General features: G+C 59.6%; 16 protein-coding genes. 4 read left to right on the top strand and 12 right to left on the bottom strand.

Annotation, left to right across the window (positions count from 1 at the left end; all coding sequences use genetic code 11):
* Positions 1–58: 58 nt before the first annotated feature.
* The 8 genes from ACP7E3_RS09830 to ACP7E3_RS09865 form a co-directional block, all read right to left on the bottom strand.
* Positions 59–793 carry an amino acid ABC transporter ATP-binding protein gene (locus ACP7E3_RS09830; protein ID WP_017844608.1) on the bottom strand — a complete coding sequence of 245 codons (735 nt, stop codon included), beginning with the start codon at positions 791–793 and terminating at the stop codon, positions 59–61.
* Positions 790–1461 carry an amino acid ABC transporter permease gene (locus ACP7E3_RS09835; protein WP_046384547.1) on the bottom strand — a complete coding sequence of 224 codons (672 nt, stop codon included), beginning with the start codon at positions 1459–1461 and terminating at the stop codon, positions 790–792. Before ACP7E3_RS09835 ends, ACP7E3_RS09830 begins: the two co-directional genes overlap by 4 nt.
* A complete protein-coding gene (locus ACP7E3_RS09840) occupies positions 1461–2207 on the bottom strand; it encodes an amino acid ABC transporter permease (protein ID WP_017844610.1) in 747 nt (248 codons plus the stop codon). Before ACP7E3_RS09840 ends, ACP7E3_RS09835 begins: the two co-directional genes overlap by 1 nt.
* Before the next feature lie 194 nt (positions 2208–2401).
* Positions 2402–3328 carry a glutamate/aspartate ABC transporter substrate-binding protein gene (locus ACP7E3_RS09845; protein WP_017844611.1) on the bottom strand — a complete coding sequence of 309 codons (927 nt, stop codon included), beginning with the start codon at positions 3326–3328 and terminating at the stop codon, positions 2402–2404.
* Between the two features lie 315 nt (positions 3329–3643).
* Positions 3644–5182 (bottom strand): glycerol-3-phosphate dehydrogenase, encoded by a 1539-nt coding sequence (gene glpD / locus ACP7E3_RS09850; protein ID WP_057004346.1) that lies wholly within the window; start codon positions 5180–5182, stop codon positions 3644–3646.
* Positions 5183–5457: 275 nt separating this feature from the next.
* Positions 5458–6213: a DeoR/GlpR family transcriptional regulator gene (locus ACP7E3_RS09855; RefSeq protein WP_017844613.1), complete on the bottom strand. Its 756-nt coding sequence runs from the start codon at positions 6211–6213 to the stop codon at positions 5458–5460.
* A gap of 95 nt (positions 6214–6308) precedes the next feature.
* Positions 6309–7814 (bottom strand): glycerol kinase GlpK, encoded by a 1506-nt coding sequence (gene glpK / locus ACP7E3_RS09860; RefSeq protein WP_017844614.1) that lies wholly within the window; start codon positions 7812–7814, stop codon positions 6309–6311.
* A 79-nt stretch (positions 7815–7893) separates the two neighbouring features.
* Complete coding sequence (locus ACP7E3_RS09865; protein WP_426122988.1) at positions 7894–8748, bottom strand: MIP/aquaporin family protein; 855 nt, start codon at positions 8746–8748, stop codon at positions 7894–7896.
* Positions 8749–9075: 327 nt separating this feature from the next.
* On the opposite strand from ACP7E3_RS09865, the gene ybaK reads away from it, so the two are divergent.
* Positions 9076–9546 (top strand): Cys-tRNA(Pro) deacylase, encoded by a 471-nt coding sequence (gene ybaK, locus ACP7E3_RS09870; RefSeq protein WP_017844616.1) that lies wholly within the window; start codon positions 9076–9078, stop codon positions 9544–9546.
* A 24-nt stretch (positions 9547–9570) separates the two neighbouring features.
* Here ybaK and ACP7E3_RS09875 read toward each other — a convergent pair whose 3' ends face one another.
* Entirely contained in the window at positions 9571–10680 is a 1110-nt protein-coding gene (locus tag ACP7E3_RS09875; protein WP_046384545.1) for an ABC transporter ATP-binding protein, read from the bottom strand.
* Positions 10677–11597, bottom strand: a complete 921-nt coding sequence (gene argF, locus ACP7E3_RS09880; RefSeq protein ID WP_026139754.1) for an ornithine carbamoyltransferase — start codon at positions 11595–11597, stop codon at positions 10677–10679. The genes ACP7E3_RS09875 and argF overlap by 4 nt, the downstream gene beginning before the upstream one ends.
* Positions 11598–12030: 433 nt before the next feature.
* Here argF and ACP7E3_RS09885 point away from each other — a divergent pair, with 433 nt between their 5' ends.
* Positions 12031–14139: a molybdopterin oxidoreductase family protein gene (locus ACP7E3_RS09885; RefSeq protein WP_426122991.1), complete on the top strand. Its 2109-nt coding sequence runs from the start codon at positions 12031–12033 to the stop codon at positions 14137–14139.
* A gap of 86 nt (positions 14140–14225) precedes the next feature.
* Positions 14226–14564 (top strand): Grx4 family monothiol glutaredoxin, encoded by a 339-nt coding sequence (gene grxD / locus ACP7E3_RS09890; protein ID WP_046384543.1) that lies wholly within the window; start codon positions 14226–14228, stop codon positions 14562–14564.
* A gap of 171 nt (positions 14565–14735) precedes the next feature.
* Here the strand turns inward: grxD and bfr are convergent, their stop codons facing one another.
* Together bfr and ACP7E3_RS09900 are read right to left on the bottom strand one after the other, a co-directional pair.
* On the bottom strand, positions 14736–15206 hold the full coding sequence (gene bfr / locus ACP7E3_RS09895) for a bacterioferritin (RefSeq protein ID WP_017844621.1): 471 nt from the start codon (positions 15204–15206) through the stop codon (positions 14736–14738).
* 201 nt (positions 15207–15407) lie between these two features.
* Positions 15408–15626, bottom strand: coding sequence for a bacterioferritin-associated ferredoxin (locus ACP7E3_RS09900; protein ID WP_026139755.1), 219 nt, complete (start codon positions 15624–15626; stop codon positions 15408–15410).
* A gap of 245 nt (positions 15627–15871) precedes the next feature.
* Here ACP7E3_RS09900 and ACP7E3_RS09905 point away from each other — a divergent pair, with 245 nt between their 5' ends.
* Entirely contained in the window at positions 15872–16474 is a 603-nt protein-coding gene (locus ACP7E3_RS09905; RefSeq protein ID WP_017844622.1) for a peroxiredoxin, read from the top strand.
* Positions 16475–16709 lie beyond the last annotated feature (235 nt).

Genomic DNA, 16709 nt, shown 5'->3' on the forward strand with positions numbered 1-16709 from the left:
TCGTTGCCGTTTTTCGCGAGCAAGCTCGCTCCTACAGGAGGAGCAAGCTGTGGCTTTTTTAGTGCTGCAGGATTTTCTCGAGGAAGTGCTGCGCGCGTTCGGAGCGGGCGCTGATGTCGCCGAAGAACTCTTCTTTCGGGCAGTCTTCGATGATCTTGCCGGCGTCCATGAAGATCACGCGGTCGGCCACTTTGCGGGCGAAGCCCATTTCGTGGGTCACGCACATCATGGTCATGCCTTCCTGGGCCAGTTGCACCATCACGTCCAGCACTTCGTTGACCATTTCCGGGTCGAGGGCCGAGGTCGGTTCGTCGAACAGCATGACGATCGGGTCCATGGCGAGGGCGCGGGCAATCGCCACACGTTGCTGCTGGCCACCGGAAAGCTGGCCAGGGTGCTTGTGGGCGTGCGCCGACAGGCCGACGCGATCAAGCAGTTGCAGGCCCTTCTTGGTGGCTTCTTCCTTGCTGCGGCCGAGCACCTTGATCTGCGCGATGGTCAGGTTTTCGGTGATGGTCAGGTGCGGGAACAGCTCGAAGTGCTGGAACACCATGCCGACGCGCGAGCGCAGTTTCGGCAGGTTGGTCTTCGGGTCGGCGATGGACGTGCCGTCGACGATCACGTCGCCTTTCTGGAACGGTTCCAGCGCGTTGACGCACTTGATCAGGGTGGATTTACCCGAGCCGGACGGCCCGCACACCACGATCACTTCGCCTTTTTTAACCTCGGTGCTGCAATCGGTCAGCACCTGGAAGTCGCCATACCACTTGTTGACGTTTTTGATAGAGATCATACGGCAAACCTTTTTTGCAGACGCTTGACCAGCAGCGAGGCGGAAAAGCTGATGATGAAGTAGACGACACCGGCGAAGATCAGGAACTCATTGGAGCGGCCGATGATGTCGCCGTTGGAACGGGCGGAGTTGAGGAAATCCACCAGGCCCACGGTGTAGACCAGCGAGGTGTCTTGGAACAGGATGATGCTCTGTTGCAGCAGCAACGGGGTCATCTTGCGGAACGCCTGGGGCAGGATGATCAGGCGCATGGTCTGACCGTAAGTCATGCCCATGGCCTGCGCGGCCGCCATCTGGCCCTTGGGGATCGACTGCACGCCGGCCCGCACGATTTCACAGAAGTACGCGGCCTCGAACATCATGAAGGCCACGACGCAGGAGGTGAACGCACCGATCGGCGTGTCTTCGCCGGTGATCCAGCGCAGCACGAAGGGCACCGCCAGGTAGAACCAGGTGATGACCAGCAGCAACGGGATCGAGCGGAAATAGTTCACGTAGGCGCCGGCCAGGCGTGACAGCAACTTGCTGGACGACAGGCGCATCAACGCCAGGATCGTGCCGAGGACAATACCGCCGACCACGCCCATGACCATCAACTGCAAGGTCATGACCATGCCGTTCCACAGGCCGGGGATCGCGGGGATGATGCCGCTGAAATCGAATTCCATTATTTACCCCCCACGGAGATCAGGCCGGGCACGGCGACTTTCTTCTCGACCAGGCGCATCAGCAACATCAGGCTCATGTTCAGGGTGAAGTAGATCAGCGTGGCCAGGGTGAAGGCTTCAAACAGGTTGGCCGAGAATTCGGCGGTCTGCTTGGTTTGCGCCAGCAATTCCATCAGGCCGATCAAGGACGCCACGGAGGAGTTCTTGAACACGTTGAGGAATTCCGAGGTGAGCGGCGGAATGATGATCCGGTAAGCCTGCGGCAGCAGCACGTTCCAGTAGATCTGCGGCAGCTTGAAACCCATGGCGCGGGCGGCGGCTTCCTGGCCACGCGGCAGCGCCTGGATGCCGGTGCGTACCTGCTCGCAGACACGGGCGGCGGTGAACAGGCCCAGGCACACCACAACGCTCAGGTAGGCCGAGGTGGTCGGGTTCAGGTCTTGCTTGTACCAGTCCTGCAGGTTTTGCGGCAGCAGGTCGGGTATCAGGAAGTACCAGATGAACAGCTGCACCAGCAGCGGCACGTTGCGGAACAGTTCCACGTAGCAGGTGGCGATGCCCGATACGATACGGTTTGGCACGGTACGCATGACCCCCAGCATGGAGCCCAGCAGCAAGGCGATGATCCATGCCACGACGGCGATGGCAATGGTCCAGCCCAGGCCGGCGATGTACCAGTCGAGATAAGTCTCGCTGCCAACGCCAGTGGACTTGAAGAACACGCCCCAGTCCCAGTTGTAATTCATTAGGGTCTCCCCTCGAGATCGATCGATGTACAAGCACCCGCTTGGGGAAAATCCGTTCCCGCCTGACGGTGAACGCCAGGCACACACGATCGGCTCGAAAACCGCCCGGTCGAGTGTTCCAAAATATAGCCAGCAGGTAGTAACAGACGCCTGAGGGAGGAGTGGCTCCCTCAGGAGATAAGGTTAGCCAGAAATCAGATTTTTACGTCAGGCGCAGGCTTATCGCTCGGATTGGCGATCAGTTCCTTGACCTTGTCGCTCATCGGGAAGTTCAGGTTCAGGCCTTTTGGTGGGATCGGGCTTTCGAACCACTTGCTATAAATCTTGTTGATTTCGCCGGATTTGTAGAGCGCGACGATGGCGTCATCCACGGCTTTCTTGAACGCAGGATCTTCTTTGCGAACCATGCAGGCATAGGCTTCGAAGGACTGCGGAGTACCAGTGATAACCCAGTCATTCGGCTTCTTGGCCTTGGCTTCTTCACCGGCCAGCAGGGCGTCGTCCATCATGAAGGCAACGGCGCGGCCGCTTTCCAGCATCTGGAAGGACTCGCCGTGGTCTTTGGCGGAGATGACGTTCATGCCCATCTGCTTGTCGGCGTTCATCGCCTTGATGATGCGCTCGGACGTGGTGCCGGCGGTGGTCACGACGTTTTTGCCTTTGAGGTCGGCGAAGTCGCTATAGGACGGCTTGCCATCCTTGTCTTTCTTGACCAGCAGGCGGGTGCCGATTTCGAAGATATTGGTGGTGAACGCGACTTGCTGAGCGCGTTCGGCGTTGTTGGTGGTGGAACCGCACTCGATGTCCACGGTGCCGTTCTGCACCAGCGGGATACGGGTCTGGGAAGTGACCAGGTTGTACTTGGCCTGCAGCTGGGGCTTGTTCAGGTCTTTTTTCAGGGCTTCGACGATAGCCAGCTGAATGTCGTGGGAGTAGCCCACCGGTTTACCCGAACCATCCGCGATGTAGGAAAACGGAATGGAGCTGTCGCGGTGCCCGAGGGTGATGGTGCCCGAGTCGTTGATTTTTTTCAGCGTGCCGGTGAGTTCGGCGGCGAAAACTGGAGTGCTGATCAGAGCGGCAGCGATAGCTGCGCCCAAAATATGGGGAACGATGCGCATCAATACTTCCTCGACATTTGTTTTTTTTATGAAGCCGGTTAAGCGGCTCTCTTATACAGCGAATGCCCGTGACGGCTCCTGAGGCATCTCAGGCAATCGTCCTGAAGTGTAGAGCATGAGTCGTGCCAGTCCACGAGTAAAAGGTTAACTGTATGATTTATATAGCAATTAAGTTTTTATGAGCGAGAATTTATAACGGCCAGGTCCGGCAAACCGAATCGCGCAGGGGAATGCTGTTCGGAAAACCGAATGGCTGAACCGATATGAAAAAGCCCCTGGGCCTTACGGCGCAGGGGCTTTTGTACGAGCAGTCTGTCAGGCCGCCTGGATCTTGCTGCGGTTATGCTCCACCTTGGACAGATAACGCCGCACATTGGCCTGTTCTTCCGGGGTGGTGAACAGGCCAAGCTTGGTGCGGCGCCACAGCACGTCCTCGGGTTGGGTCGCCCATTCTTCGGCGCACAGGTAGTCGACTTCGCGGGTGTACAGGCCGCCACCGAGGTGGTCGCCGAGGTCGGCCAGCGATTGCACGCCTTCGAGCAGGCGCCAGGTGCGGCTGCCGTAGGTGGTGGACCAGCGCCGCGCGATTTCGCTTGGCACCCAGTCGAACTGGGTACGGATGGCCGCAGCGAGGGCTTGCGGCGTGCTCATGTCTTCGCCGCCCGGCAGGCTGGCGGTGGCGGTCCAGCTTGGGCGCATCTGTGTGAAATAGGGCGCCAGGTGGGCCATCGCCGACTCGGCGAGCTTGCGGTAGGTGGTCAGTTTGCCGCCGAACACCGACAGGATCGGCGCCTCGCCAGCGCCGCCGGAGAGCGACAGGGTGTAGTCGCGGGTGATGGCCGACGGGTTGTCCGACTCGTCGTTGCACAGCGGGCGCACGCCGGAGTAGGTGTGGACGATGTCGTCGCGGCTCAGTTGTTTCTTGAAGTGAGCGTTGACCACCTTGAGCAAGTAGTCGGTTTCACCTTCGGTAATCGCCACTTTCGCCGGATCGCCGGTGTATTCGCGGTCGGTGGTGCCGATGATGGTCAGGTGGTCCAGGTATGGAATCGTGAACACGATGCGCTGGTCTTCGTTCTGCAGGATGTGCGCGTGGGCGCCTTCGTACAGTTTCGGCACGATCAGGTGGCTGCCCTGGATCAGACGGATGCCGTAGGGCGAATCCAGCTTCAAGTCTTCCTTGATGAATTTGGCGACCCACGGCCCGGCGGCGTTCACCAGCGCCTTGGCGCGGATCGAGAACAGGCTGCCGTCGGTGCGTTCCATGTTCATTTCCCACAGGCCCTTGCTGCGGTACGCGCTGACGCAACGGGTTTGGGTGTGGATGTGTGCGCCTTTTTCACGCGCGGCCATGGCGTTGAGCACCACCAGGCGGGCGTCATCGACCCAGCAGTCGGAATATTCGAAGCCTTTGGTGATTTCGCTTTTCAGCGGGCTGTCGGGGCCGAACTTGAGGCTTTTCGAACCGGCGAGCTTTTCGCGCTTGCCCAGATGGTCATACAGGAACAGGCCGGCGCGGATCATCCACGCCGGACGCAGGTGCGGGCGGTGCGGCAACACAAAGCGCATCTGCTTGACGATGTGCGGGGCCTTGGCCAGCAGGACTTCGCGTTCGGCCAGGGCTTCGCGCACCAGGCGGAATTCGTAATGTTCGAGGTAACGCAGGCCACCGTGGATCAGCTTGCTGCTGGCGGAAGACGTGTGGCTGGCCAGGTCGTCCTTTTCGCAAAGGAATACCGACAACCCGCGCCCGGCTGCGTCTGCTGCAATGCCGACGCCATTGATCCCGCCACCGATTACGGCAACGTCATAGACTTCGGCAAGCGGTGGAGCAGGCAAGGTGGAAGGGTTCATCGGCTGGCCTCGCGATCTTTTCGTATTGGAAATCGAACATTAATGTTCATTTCCGAAAATGGTAGCTGATAAACGCGCCCACAGCCACCCGACTTCGATTGAAAAAACTCATCGAAGGGCGAGAAAAGGAAAATTTGTGAACATGTGCCTGGGGAAGGCTCAAGGAAATGGGGGCTGGATCAATCGCTATCGGGGGCAAGCCCCTCCCACATTTGAATGGGTTCACACATCAAAGTGTGGGAGGGGGCTTGCCTCCGATAGCATCAGTGCAGGCGCTAGACGACTTCCAGCCGAACCTTATGCTGGTTCAACAACTGCACCAGCGCCGGCACCGGCTGCTGGTCAGTCACCAGGCAGTCCACCAGGCTGATCGGGCCCAGGCGAATCATGGCATTGCGCCCGAATTTGCTCGAGTCAGCCGCCAGGATCACCTTGCGCGCATTGGCGATGATCGCCTGGGAAACCCGCACTTCCTGGTAGTCGAAGTCGAGCAGGCTACCGTCTTCATCGATACCGCTGATGCCGACCAGGGCGAAATCGACCTTGAACTGGTTGATAAAGTCGACGCTGGCCTGGCCCACCACGCCGCCGTCACGTCGCACACTCCCGCCAGTCAGCAGCACGTCGAAGTCGTCCTTGGCGCTGAGCATGGTGGCGACGTTGAGGTTGTTGGTGATGATTTTCAGGTGATTGTGGTTGAGCAACGCACGGGCGATGGATTCGGTGGTGGTGCCGATGTTGATGAACAGCGAGGCATGGTCGGGGATTTGTGCGGCGATCGCTTCGCCGATGCGCTGTTTCTCGTCGCGCATCTGGTCGGCCCGCATGGCGTATGCGGTGTTTTCGACGCTGGAATCATAGGCTGCGCCGCCGTGGTAGCGGCGCAACAGGTTGGCGTCCGCCAGCTGGTTGATATCGCGGCGGATGGTTTGCGGGGTGACAACGAACAACTGCGCCATTTCCTCGATACTGACGTAGCCGCGTTCGCGGACCAGTTCGAGGATTTGTTGCTGGCGGGGAGGCAGATTCATTGGGCGTCCTTTGGGCTGCCATACAAAAGTGGCCCATGATGACGCAGGAATCTGCTCCCTGCCAGTTACAACCCTAAGTGGTTCCGGCGAAGGGCTTATTCAGCGCCTTCGTGCGGTTCCCAATCACGGGTGCGGCTCACCGCTTTTTGCCAGCCGGCGTAGAGTTTCTCCTTGGCCGCTTCTTCGAGCTGGGGTTCGAATTCGCGCTCGATCACCGCTTTGCCGCGCAATTCCTCCAGGCTGCCCCAGAAGCCGCAGGCCAGGCCCGCCAGGTAGGCGGCACCGAGTGCTGTGGTTTCGCGCATTTGCGGGCGTTCGACCTGGGTGCCGAGGATATCGGCCTGGAACTGCATCAGGAAGTTGTTGGCCACCGCGCCGCCGTCCACGCGCAGGGATTTAAGGCGTTCGCCGGAGTCCTGCTGCATCGCGTCCAATACGTCGCGGGTCTGGTAGGCAATCGACTCCAGAGCTGCGCGAATAATGTGATCCACGCGCACGCCACGGGTCAGGCCGAACAACGCGCCACGGGCATACGGGTCCCAATACGGCGCGCCCAGGCCGGTGAACGCGGGCACCAGGTACACGCCGTTGCTGTCCTTGACCTTGCCGGCGAAGTATTCGGTGTCGTGGGCGTCGTTGATGATTTTCAGCTCGTCGCGCAGCCACTGTACGGTGGAACCACCGTTGAACACGGCGCCTTCCAGGGCGTAGGCCACTTCGCCACGCGGGCCGCAGGCGATGGTGGTGAGCATGCCGTGCTTGGATTTCACCGCTTTGTCGCCGGTGTTCATCAGCAGGAAGCAACCGGTGCCATAGGTGTTCTTGGCTTGGCCCGGTTCCACGCACATCTGGCCGAACAGCGCGGCCTGCTGGTCACCGGCGATGCCGCCGATGGCAATGCCACTCTTGGTGCGGCCGTAGATTTCCGACGACGATTTCACTTCCGGCAGCATTTCCCGCGGCACATCGAGGATGTCCAGCATCTTCGCGTCCCACTCCAGGGTGTGGATGTTGAAGAGCATGGTGCGCGAGGCGTTGGTGTAGTCGGTGACGTGGGTCTTGCCGCCGGTGAATTTCCAGATCAGCCAGCTGTCGATGGTGCCGAACAGCAGCTCGCCGTTGCGCGCACGTTCGCGGCTGCCTTCGACGTTATCGAGAATCCACTTGAGCTTGGTGCCGGAGAAGTACGGGTCGGTGACCAGGCCGGTGGTATCGCTGATGTATTGCTCGTGGCCATCACGCTTGAGCTGCTGGCAGATCTCGGTGCTGCGGCGGCACTGCCAAACGATGGCGTTGTAGATCGGGCGGCCGGTGACTTTGTCCCAGACCACGGTGGTTTCGCGCTGGTTGGTGATACCGATGGCGGCGACCTGGTCATGGTGCAGGCCGGCCTGGGCCAGGGCTTCGACCATCACCGCGCTCTGGGTCGCGAAGATTTCCATCGGGTCATGTTCGACCCAGCCCGCTTGCGGGTAATGCTGGGCGAACTCACGTTGGGCGGTGCAGACCACGTTGGCGTCACGATCGAAGATGATCGCCCGGGAACTGGTGGTGCCCTGATCGAGGGCAATGATGTAGTTCTTATTCTGAATGTCGGTCATGTCGATTGCCTTGGACGAGAAATAAGGAAGTGGGTAAACCGCCTGGGCCACGAAGGGGCAGGGTGGACCAGGCTGGCTATCAGGAAATGCGGGTGTTGCCGTTGACGGCGCTGTCTTCGGTTTCGGTGACAGCGGGTGCGGCGCTTGGCAGGTGACGGGCAATCAGCCCGCGATACGCTGCAGCCCCCAGGCATGCACCGACAATCGGTGCGAAAATCGGCACCAGGAAGTAGGGAATATCACGCCCGCCAGTAAAGGCCATTTCACCCCAACCGGCGAAAAAGGTCATCAGCTTGGGCCCGAAATCCCGTGCCGGGTTCATCGCAAAGCCGGTCAGCGGGCCCATCGCGCTGCCAATCACCGCGATCAGCAAGCCGATCAGCAGCGGTGCCAACGGGCCGCGTGGCAGGCCGTTGTTATCGTCGGTCAGGGCCATGATCACGCCCATCAGGATCGCGGTGATGACCATTTCCACCAGGAAGGCCTGGGCCGTGCTCAGCAGTGCATGGGGATAAGTCGAGAATACCGAGGCCAGCTCCAGGCTGGCCTGGGTGCCGCGCACCAGATGGTGGGTTTGTTCGTAATCGAAAAACAGGTTGCTGTAGAGCGTGTACACCAGGGCCGCGGAGCAGAAGGCGCCGGCGACTTGGGCGAGGATATAGAAGGGCAGTTTGCGCTTGTCGAAATCGGCAAAGAGACACAGGGCGATGCTGACCGCCGGGTTCAGATGTGCCCCGGAGATGCCCGCGCTCAGGTAGATCGCCATGCTCACGCCGATCCCCCAGATGATACTGATTTCCCATAAGCCAAAGCTGGCACCCGCGACCTTGAGCGCAGCGACACAACCGGTACCGAAGAAGATCAGAAGCGCAGTCCCCAGGAATTCGGCCATGCATTGGCTCGAAAGTGAAGGCTGTTGAAGTGCAGTTGTCATGGAAAACCTCAATTTGTTGTTCTTGTCTGGCGTCTGGCCTCAACGGGCCTTGCGCGATTTTCACCGTGTCGAGGATCCCCATCCCGGGCACGGCTTACTGCTGGAATGCTGCGGATGTATTCCTACAGTATTCGGAAACGAAAAAATATAGACAAGAATGACTGCTGTCAAAGGTCGAAAGTGAACTATCAGTCATTTTCGAACTATAGGTTTGATGAATGATCACGCTCGCCACAGTAAGTATTGCCATGAGTGAGGGGCGTACTAGAGCGTTTTGTGTGGGCTTGGCCTAGAATTGGCCATCCGTTTGCCACGCCTGGAGCGTCCATGACCCCTGCATTGGATTTGTTGAAAAAAGTTCGCGCCGAACATCGCATTCACAGTTATGAACACGATCCCAAAGCTGCCTCGTATGGCCTGGAGGCCGCGGAAAAGTTGGGTCTGGACCCGGCGCAGGTGTTCAAGACCTTGCTGGCGAGCAGCGAGAAGGGCGAATTATTGGTGGCGGTGGTGCCGGTCGTCGGAAGTCTGGACTTGAAAGCCCTGGCGCACGCCGCCGGGGTGAAAAAAGTCGAGATGGCCGACCCGGCGGCGGCGCAGCGTTCCACTGGCTATCTGCTGGGGGGGATCAGCCCGCTGGGACAGAAAAAGCGTTTGCGCACCTTTATTGATATTACCGCGCAGCCGTTCCCGACGATTTTTGTCAGCGCCGGGAGACGGGGGTTGGAAGTGGAGTTGTCCGCAGCGGTTCTGGCCGAGCATACCCAGGCCACGTTCGCGCCGATCGGCCGGGCCTGAGTTCGAAGGCTGGAGCGGGTTTCTTCAGTTGGCGGGGCTGTAGCGCCGCACACCCGAATCGGTGTGCGGAATCTGCGCCGCCGTGCTGCCGGAGGCCCGGAACAGCACCAGGTGTTCGACGGCGACGCGGATCCCCACGTCTGCACCGACCTGATGGTCGGCGTGGCTGGGGAAGATCGACTCCAACTGGGCGCCCGTCGGCAGTTGCAGGCGGTACAAGGTCGAGGCGCCGAGGAACGTCTTGCCGACGATCCGCGCTTTCAATGCGCTGTCCGGTGCGTAGACGATGTCGTCCGGGCGCAGCAATACATCCACGGCGCCACCTGCCGGCCAGCTATACGCGCGGTTGCCGCGCAGGTCGCCGAGCTCGGTGCTGACCGATTCCGGCGTACACAATTGGCCACGGATGAAATAGCCCTGGCCGACAAAGCTTGCGACGTAGGGTGTGAGCGGTTCGTGATAGAGGTTGTAGGGCGTATCCCACTGCTCCAGGCGACCTTCCTTGAACACGCCGACGTGGTCACTCACGGCAAACGCTTCTTCCTGGTCATGGGTCACCAGGATCGCACTGGTGCCACGTGCCTTGAGAATGTCGCGCACCTCATGGCTGAGCTTGCGTCGCAACTCGCCATCGAGGTTGGAGAAGGGTTCGTCGAGCAGCAACAATTGCGGCTCCGGCGCCAAGGCGCGGGCGAGGGCCACGCGTTGTTGCTGACCACCGGACAGCTCGTGGGGAAAACGCTTGCCCAGGTTCTTCAGGTTGACCAGCTCCAGCAATTCGGCGACCACGCGGTCTTTCTGCGGGTGCTTGCGAATGCCAAAGGCGATGTTGTCGGCCACGCTCAGGTGGGGAAACAGCGCGTAGTCCTGGAACACCATGCCGATGCGACGTTTCTCCGGCGCCAGGGTGAACCCTGCACTGGAGATGACTTCGCCGGCCAGGCTGATTTCGCCTTCGTGTACCGGTTCGAACCCTGCGATCGCACGCAGGGTGGTGGTCTTGCCGCACCCCGAGGAGCCGAGCAGGCAACCGATGTCGCCGGCGTTGAGGTGCAGGTTGAGGTTCTGTACCACCCGCTGATCTTGATAGCCGCATGCCAGATTGCGCAGGTTCAGCAGTAATGGCTTGCTCATGCGTGGTGGTACGCCGGTTCGACCAGAAATTCGAGCAGGGCCTTTTGTGCATGCAGACGGTTTTCTGCCTGGTCCCAGGCGACCGAACGCGGGTCGTCGAGCAGATCGAGGCTGATTTCTTCGCCACGGTGGGCAGGCAGGCAGTGCATGAACAGCACGTCCGGCGCGGCCAGGTCGAGCAGGGCGCGGGTGACCTGGAACGGTGCAAACAGCTTCAGGCGCTTGGCGGTTTCGTCTTCCTGGCCCATGGAGGTCCAGACATCGGTGCTTACCAGGTGCGCGCCGACCACCGCGTCTTTTGGATCACGCAGGATCTGCACGCGACCATCGGCTTTGGCCAGGAATTCGGCGGACGGTTCGAAGCCTTCCGGGCAGGCGATGCGCAGGTGGAAGTCGAACTGGATCGCCGCTTCTATATAACTGTTGCACATGTTGTTGCCGTCGCCGATCCAGGCCACGGTCTTGCCCTGGATCGAGCCACGGTGCTCGAGGAAGGTTTGCATGTCGGCCAGCAACTGGCACGGGTGCAGGTCATCGGACAGGCCGTTGATCACCGGTACCCGGGAGTTCGCGGAAAATTCGGTCAGGGTGCTGTGGGCAAAGGTCCGGATCATCACCGCATCGAGCATGCGCGACATGACAATCGCGCAATCGCTGATTGGCTCGCCACGGCCCAGCTGGGTGTCACGCGGCGACAGGAAGATGGCCTGGCCACCCAACTGGATCATGCCGGCCTCGAAGGACAAGCGGGTGCGGGTCGACGATTTCTCGAAAATCATCCCGAGCACGCGGTTTTTCAAAGGCTCGAACAGTACGCCGCGGTTACGCAGGTCTTTAAGCTCAATGCCTCGACGGATCACGCTGACCAGCTCTTCGGGCGTGCAATCCATCAGGGAGAGAAAGTGCCTTGCGCTCATCATTAACTACCTTTTTGCAACAGACCGCAGATACTCAAAGCCTTGTTTATTGTGAAAACGGGCGAGACCTGCGGCGAAAGCCGCACGGGGCGACGAAATAGGGGAAGGCGCGATCTTATAATTAAATGTCGCGTCTTACCAATAGGGCTACGGTGTTTAGGGGTGTTCAGACAGGCGCGAGAGCGCTTTTGAAGACGATTTCCTGACAGCAGCGGGTCATTTGTACACTGGCCCTGCGACCTTTTGCAATCCGCGAGGGCGGGGCCAGGCCTGGCTGCGTCGGTTTCAGGGGCACTTCGGCAGGTTTTGAAACATTTTCTCACGCTTGCCCATGGCCTGGCCTGATGCCCTTCGATTCACGCGACGAACGTTGCTGGTGCCCGCCGCAGTCGCGGCCCATAGTCAGGCCAAAGCCCTAATAAAGAGACTGGCCATGACCAAGACTCTCCACCACCGTGCCTGCCATCTGTGCGAAGCCATCTGTGGCCTGACCCTGGAAACCACCCAAGCCGAAGACGGCAGCCTGGCGATCACGTCGATCAAGGGCGACCCACTGGACACCTTCAGTCGCGGGCATATCTGCCCCAAGGCAGTGGCGTTGCAGGATATCCAGAATGACCCGGACCGCCTGCACCAACCCATGTTGCGGGTGGGTAGCGAATGGCAACCGATTGCGTGGGAAGACGCCTTCGCGCTGGTGGCCGAAAAACTGGCGGGCATCCAGGCTCGCTACGGACAGAATTCAGTGGCGGTGTACCAGGGCAATCCCAGCGTGCATAACTACGGGCTGATGACCCACAGCAATTACTTCCTTGGCCTGCTCAAGACACGCAACCGGTTTTCCGCGACGTCGGTCGACCAGTTGCCTCATCACCTCAGCAGCCACCTGATGTACGGCCATGGCCTGTTGTTGCCGATTCCGGATATTGACCACACCGACTTCATGCTGATCCTCGGCGGCAACCCGCTGGCGTCCAACGGCAGCATCATGACCGTGCCCGACGTGGAGAAGCGCCTCAAGGCCATCCAGGCCCGGGGCGGCAAAGTGGTGGTGGTCGACCCGCGGCGCAGCGAGACGGCGGCGATTGCCGATCAGCACCTGTTTGTACGGCCCGGTGGCGACGCCGCGTTGCTGTTCGGACTGCTCAACACGTTGTTTGCCGAAAACCTGACCCGTGCCAGTCACTTGCCAGTCGACGGCCTGGACGACGTGCGCCGCGCAATCGCCGGGTTTACCGCTGAGGCCATGAGCCGCCAGTGCGCGCTGCCTGCCGAGCAGATCCGCCAGTTGGCGCGGGATTTTGCCGCGGCGGACAGGGCCGTGTGTTACGGGCGCATGGGCGTTTCGACCCAGGCATTCGGCACGCTGTGCCATTGGCTGGTGCAATTGATCAATCTGGTCACCGGTAACCTGGATCGTCCAGGCGGCGCCTTGTGTACCACGCCAGCGGTGGACCTGGTGGCCTCCACCTCCGGCGGGCATTTCAATCGTTGGCAGAGCCGTGTGTCGGGGCGTCCGGAGTACGGTGGCGAGTTGCCGGTGTCGGCGTTGGCGGAAGAAATGCTCACCGAAGGTGAAGGACAGATCCGCGCCCTGGTCACCGTGGCCGGCAATCCGGTGCTATCGACGCCGAATGGTCGCCAGTTGGAGCAGGCCCTGGATGGGCTGGAATTCATGGTCAGCGTCGATCTCTACATCAACGAGACGACGCGTTATGCCGACCTGATCCTGCCGTCCACCTCGGCGCTGGAAAACGATCACTACGACACCACCTTCAATATGTTCGCGGTGCGCAATGTCAGCCGTTTCAATCGTGCGATCCTGCCCAAGCCTGACGGCGCGCTGCACGACTGGGAGATCTTCGTCGGCCTGGCCAAGGCGTTTGCCGCGCACACCGGGGTTGCGCTCAAGCCGACCCTGTCACCGGCGCAGATGATTGATTTCGGCCTGCGCGCCGGCGTGTATGGCGATGCTTCCAGCCACCAATTGTCGGTGGCAATGCTCGCCGAACACCCCCACGGCGTGGACCTGGGGCCCCTGACGCCCAATCTCGCCGCGCGCCTGAAAACCGCGAATGGCCGGGTACAGGCCGCGCCGGCCGTGATTCTGGCGGACCTCGCGCGCTTCGCGGCGCAACCGCTGCCACCGGCCGACGAATTGCTGTTGATCGGCCGCCGCCATGTGCGCAGCAACAATTCCTGGATGCATAACTATCACCGCCTGGTGAAGGGCAAGCCCCGGCACCAACTGCTCATGCATCCGGAGGATCTGGCCCGCCGCCAATTGAGCGACGGGCAGCGGGTGAAGGTCAGTTCGCGCATCGGCATGATCGAGGTCGAGGTCGCGGCCAGCCTGGACATGATGCCTGGCGTGGTCAGCCTGCCGCATGGTTGGGGCCACGGGCGTCCGGGCGTGCAGATGACGATCGCCAGCCGTCAACCGGGTGCCAGCGCGAACGACCTGACCGACGAGCGGCAGTTGGATGAGTTGTCGGGCAATGCCGCGCTGAACGGCGTGCCGGTCCACGTAGCTGCGGCATAAGGTCTCCGAGCACCACGCTGGGATTTTGCGTTACAATGCGCCACCGTGCCGACCTGTGAGTCGCAAAGTTCCAGCCGAGGTGTTCCATGGATATCATCGAAACGATCAAAGAGCAGATTGCCAACAACACCATTCTGCTTTACATGAAGGGCTCTCCCAATGCCCCGCAGTGCGGCTTCTCCGCGAAAGCGTCCCAAGCCATCATGAAATGTGGCGAGAAATTCGCTTATGTGGATATCCTGCAAAACCCGGAAATTCGCGCGAACCTGCCCAAGTACGCTAACTGGCCGACTTTCCCGCAACTGTGGGTAGCCGGTGAGCTGGTCGGCGGCAGCGACATCATCAGTGAAATGTTCGAGAACGGTGAGTTGCAGACGTTGGTCAAAGACGCAGCGGCAAAAGCGGCAGCCCAGACTGAAGCTTGATTGGCCTGCAACAAAAAGCCCCGCTTCTCATACGAGAGCGGGGCTTTTTTGTGCTTCATCTGTAGGAGCGAGCTTGCTCGCGAAGAACGTCAACGATAACGCGGGCCCCCTGATGGAATGCGGGGCCCTTGAGTTTTTCGCGAGCAAACTCGCGCCTACCGTGAATAAGGGTTATTCACCCATCTGCGATTGCAGGTAGTTCTCCAGGCTGACCTTGTCGATCAGGCCCAGTTGGGTTTCCAGCCAGTCGATATGTTCTTCCTGGTCTTCCAGGATATCTTCCAGCAGTTCGCGGCTGCCGAAGTCCTTGGTCACTTCGCAGTGAGCGATGGCGGCCTTGAGCTCGCTGTGGCTCTTGCGTTCGAAGCCCAGGTCGCTGCTGATCATTTCGTGGGTATGCTCGCCGATGTTCAGCTTGCCCAGGTCCTGTACGTTCGGCAGGCCTTCCAGGAACAGGATGCGCTTGATCAGGGCATCGGCGTCCTTCATGGCTTTGATCGATTCCTTGTACTCACGCTTGCCCAGCTTTTCCAGGCCCCAATCGTCATACATGCGCGCATGCAGAAAGTACTGATTGATCGCGACCAGTTCATTGCCAAGGATTTTGTTGAGTTGCTGGATGACTGAGATGTCGCCTTTCATGATTGGGGTCCTGCCCTTTATTCGCGGTATATAAGCAGGAGTCTGCGTGGCGAGCCCCTGAGTGTCAAACCTAAGTTATTGAATAATAAATGAAAATTAATCTGAATAAGAATGTTTATGTTCCGCGTCTTGGCCCTAACTAATTGAATTGCGGGCATAAAAAAGCCGGACACTAAGTCCGGCTCTTTAAAATACGTTGATTCAGGCGTGTGTAAATTCTGCTGAATAGGGCAGCGCGACCTGAGCTGTTTGCAGCTGCGTCAGGGTTTCCCGTACCACTTGCTTGGCGAGGCAAGCACATTTGCCGCATTGGCTGGCAACGCCGGTCGTTTCACGCACTTCCTTGTAGCTGCAGCAACCTTCGTAGATTGCTTCGCGGATTTGTCCGTCGGTGACGCCAGTGCAGAGGCAGACATACATAAGGGAGAACCATCGCGGGTTTAAGGCTTAAGTGCGATGGATCTTAATGTTAACGAGAATGATTGTCAAAGTAGTTTTGCCGTGCTGGGCCGCGACTTTGCCTGTGCGCTGACGAACGGTTTTTTCAGTGTATGATGGTCGGTCTTCACGAAGCGTGACTGCGTCACAGGCTTGTCGCTTATGCGCGGCAGACTCGAGGCCGGTCCTTTTACTTCAATCGTCACCCCTGCATCAGGAGATATCCAATGAGCGTACTCGTCGGCAAACAAGCCCCGGATTTCGACGTACCTGCCGTTCTCGGCACTGGCGAAATCGTTGACAGCTTCAAGCTGTCTGAAGCCATCAAAGGCAAATACGGCCTGGTGTTCTTCTACCCGCTGGACTTCACTTTCGTCTGCCCTTCGGAGCTGATCGCTCTGGACCACCGCATGGACGATTTCAAGGCGCGTAACGTTGAAGTGGTCGCGGTTTCCATCGACTCCCATTTCACCCACAACGCCTGGCGCAACACTGCCATCAACGATGGCGGCATCGGCAAAGTCAAATACACCATGGCTGCCGACATGAAGCACGACATCGCCAAGGCCTACGACGTTGAGTCCGAAGGCGGCGTGGCGTTCCGTGGCGCGTTCCTGATCGATGACAAGGGCGTTGTGCGCTCGCAGATCATCAACGACCTGCCGCTGGGCCGTAACATGGAAGAGCTGATCCGTCTGGTCGACGCGCTGCAATTCCACGAAGAGCACGGCGAAGTCTGCCCTGCCAACTGGAAAAAAGGCGACAAAGGCATGAACGCTTCGCCAGAAGGCGTTGCAGCCTACCTGACCGAGAACGCCGGCAAGCTGTAAGCCTCGTTTGCGGTAAAAAAATCTATGGTCACCCCCATTTTTGCAATACTGATTAACGGGTGGTGTGGTTGGTTTGCTTAAATCTATCCGGCGTCTGTTTGGGGCATGCCCCAGCGCCACGATGAGAGTCGCGCCTGACGATCCTTAAAAACCCGTCGGCTTCTGAAGCCGATTTTTATGTCAGGATCTTCGCCAGGCCGGTGTGCCGTTCACATCATCTGTTGTTCAGCTATCG

Source organism: Pseudomonas sp. PSPC2-3, assembly GCF_049898265.1.
GTDB lineage: Bacteria > Pseudomonadota > Gammaproteobacteria > Pseudomonadales > Pseudomonadaceae > Aquipseudomonas > Aquipseudomonas veronii.

Excerpts from the sequence above, each read along its gene's own strand:
- ACP7E3_RS09830 (WP_017844608.1), bottom strand. The coding sequence starts at position 793 with ATGATCTCTATCAAAAACGTCAACAAGTGGTATGGCGACTTCCAGGTG.
- ACP7E3_RS09835 (WP_046384547.1), bottom strand. The coding sequence starts at position 1,461 with ATGGAATTCGATTTCAGCGGCATCATCCCCGCGATCCCCGGCCTGTGG.
- ACP7E3_RS09840 (WP_017844610.1), bottom strand. The coding sequence starts at position 2,207 with ATGAATTACAACTGGGACTGGGGCGTGTTCTTCAAGTCCACTGGCGTT.
- ACP7E3_RS09845 (WP_017844611.1), bottom strand. The coding sequence starts at position 3,328 with ATGCGCATCGTTCCCCATATTTTGGGCGCAGCTATCGCTGCCGCTCTG.
- glpD (WP_057004346.1), bottom strand. The coding sequence starts at position 5,182 with ATGAACCCTTCCACCTTGCCTGCTCCACCGCTTGCCGAAGTCTATGAC.
- ACP7E3_RS09855 (WP_017844613.1), bottom strand. The coding sequence starts at position 6,213 with ATGAATCTGCCTCCCCGCCAGCAACAAATCCTCGAACTGGTCCGCGAA.
- glpK (WP_017844614.1), bottom strand. The coding sequence starts at position 7,814 with ATGACCGACATTCAGAATAAGAACTACATCATTGCCCTCGATCAGGGC.
- ACP7E3_RS09865 (WP_426122988.1), bottom strand. The coding sequence starts at position 8,748 with ATGACAACTGCACTTCAACAGCCTTCACTTTCGAGCCAATGCATGGCC.
- ybaK (WP_017844616.1), top strand. The coding sequence starts at position 9,076 with ATGACCCCTGCATTGGATTTGTTGAAAAAAGTTCGCGCCGAACATCGC.
- ACP7E3_RS09875 (WP_046384545.1), bottom strand. The coding sequence starts at position 10,680 with ATGAGCAAGCCATTACTGCTGAACCTGCGCAATCTGGCATGCGGCTAT.
- argF (WP_026139754.1), bottom strand. The coding sequence starts at position 11,597 with ATGAGCGCAAGGCACTTTCTCTCCCTGATGGATTGCACGCCCGAAGAG.
- ACP7E3_RS09885 (WP_426122991.1), top strand. The coding sequence starts at position 12,031 with ATGACCAAGACTCTCCACCACCGTGCCTGCCATCTGTGCGAAGCCATC.
- grxD (WP_046384543.1), top strand. The coding sequence starts at position 14,226 with ATGGATATCATCGAAACGATCAAAGAGCAGATTGCCAACAACACCATT.
- bfr (WP_017844621.1), bottom strand. The coding sequence starts at position 15,206 with ATGAAAGGCGACATCTCAGTCATCCAGCAACTCAACAAAATCCTTGGC.
- ACP7E3_RS09900 (WP_026139755.1), bottom strand. The coding sequence starts at position 15,626 with ATGTATGTCTGCCTCTGCACTGGCGTCACCGACGGACAAATCCGCGAA.
- ACP7E3_RS09905 (WP_017844622.1), top strand. The coding sequence starts at position 15,872 with ATGAGCGTACTCGTCGGCAAACAAGCCCCGGATTTCGACGTACCTGCC.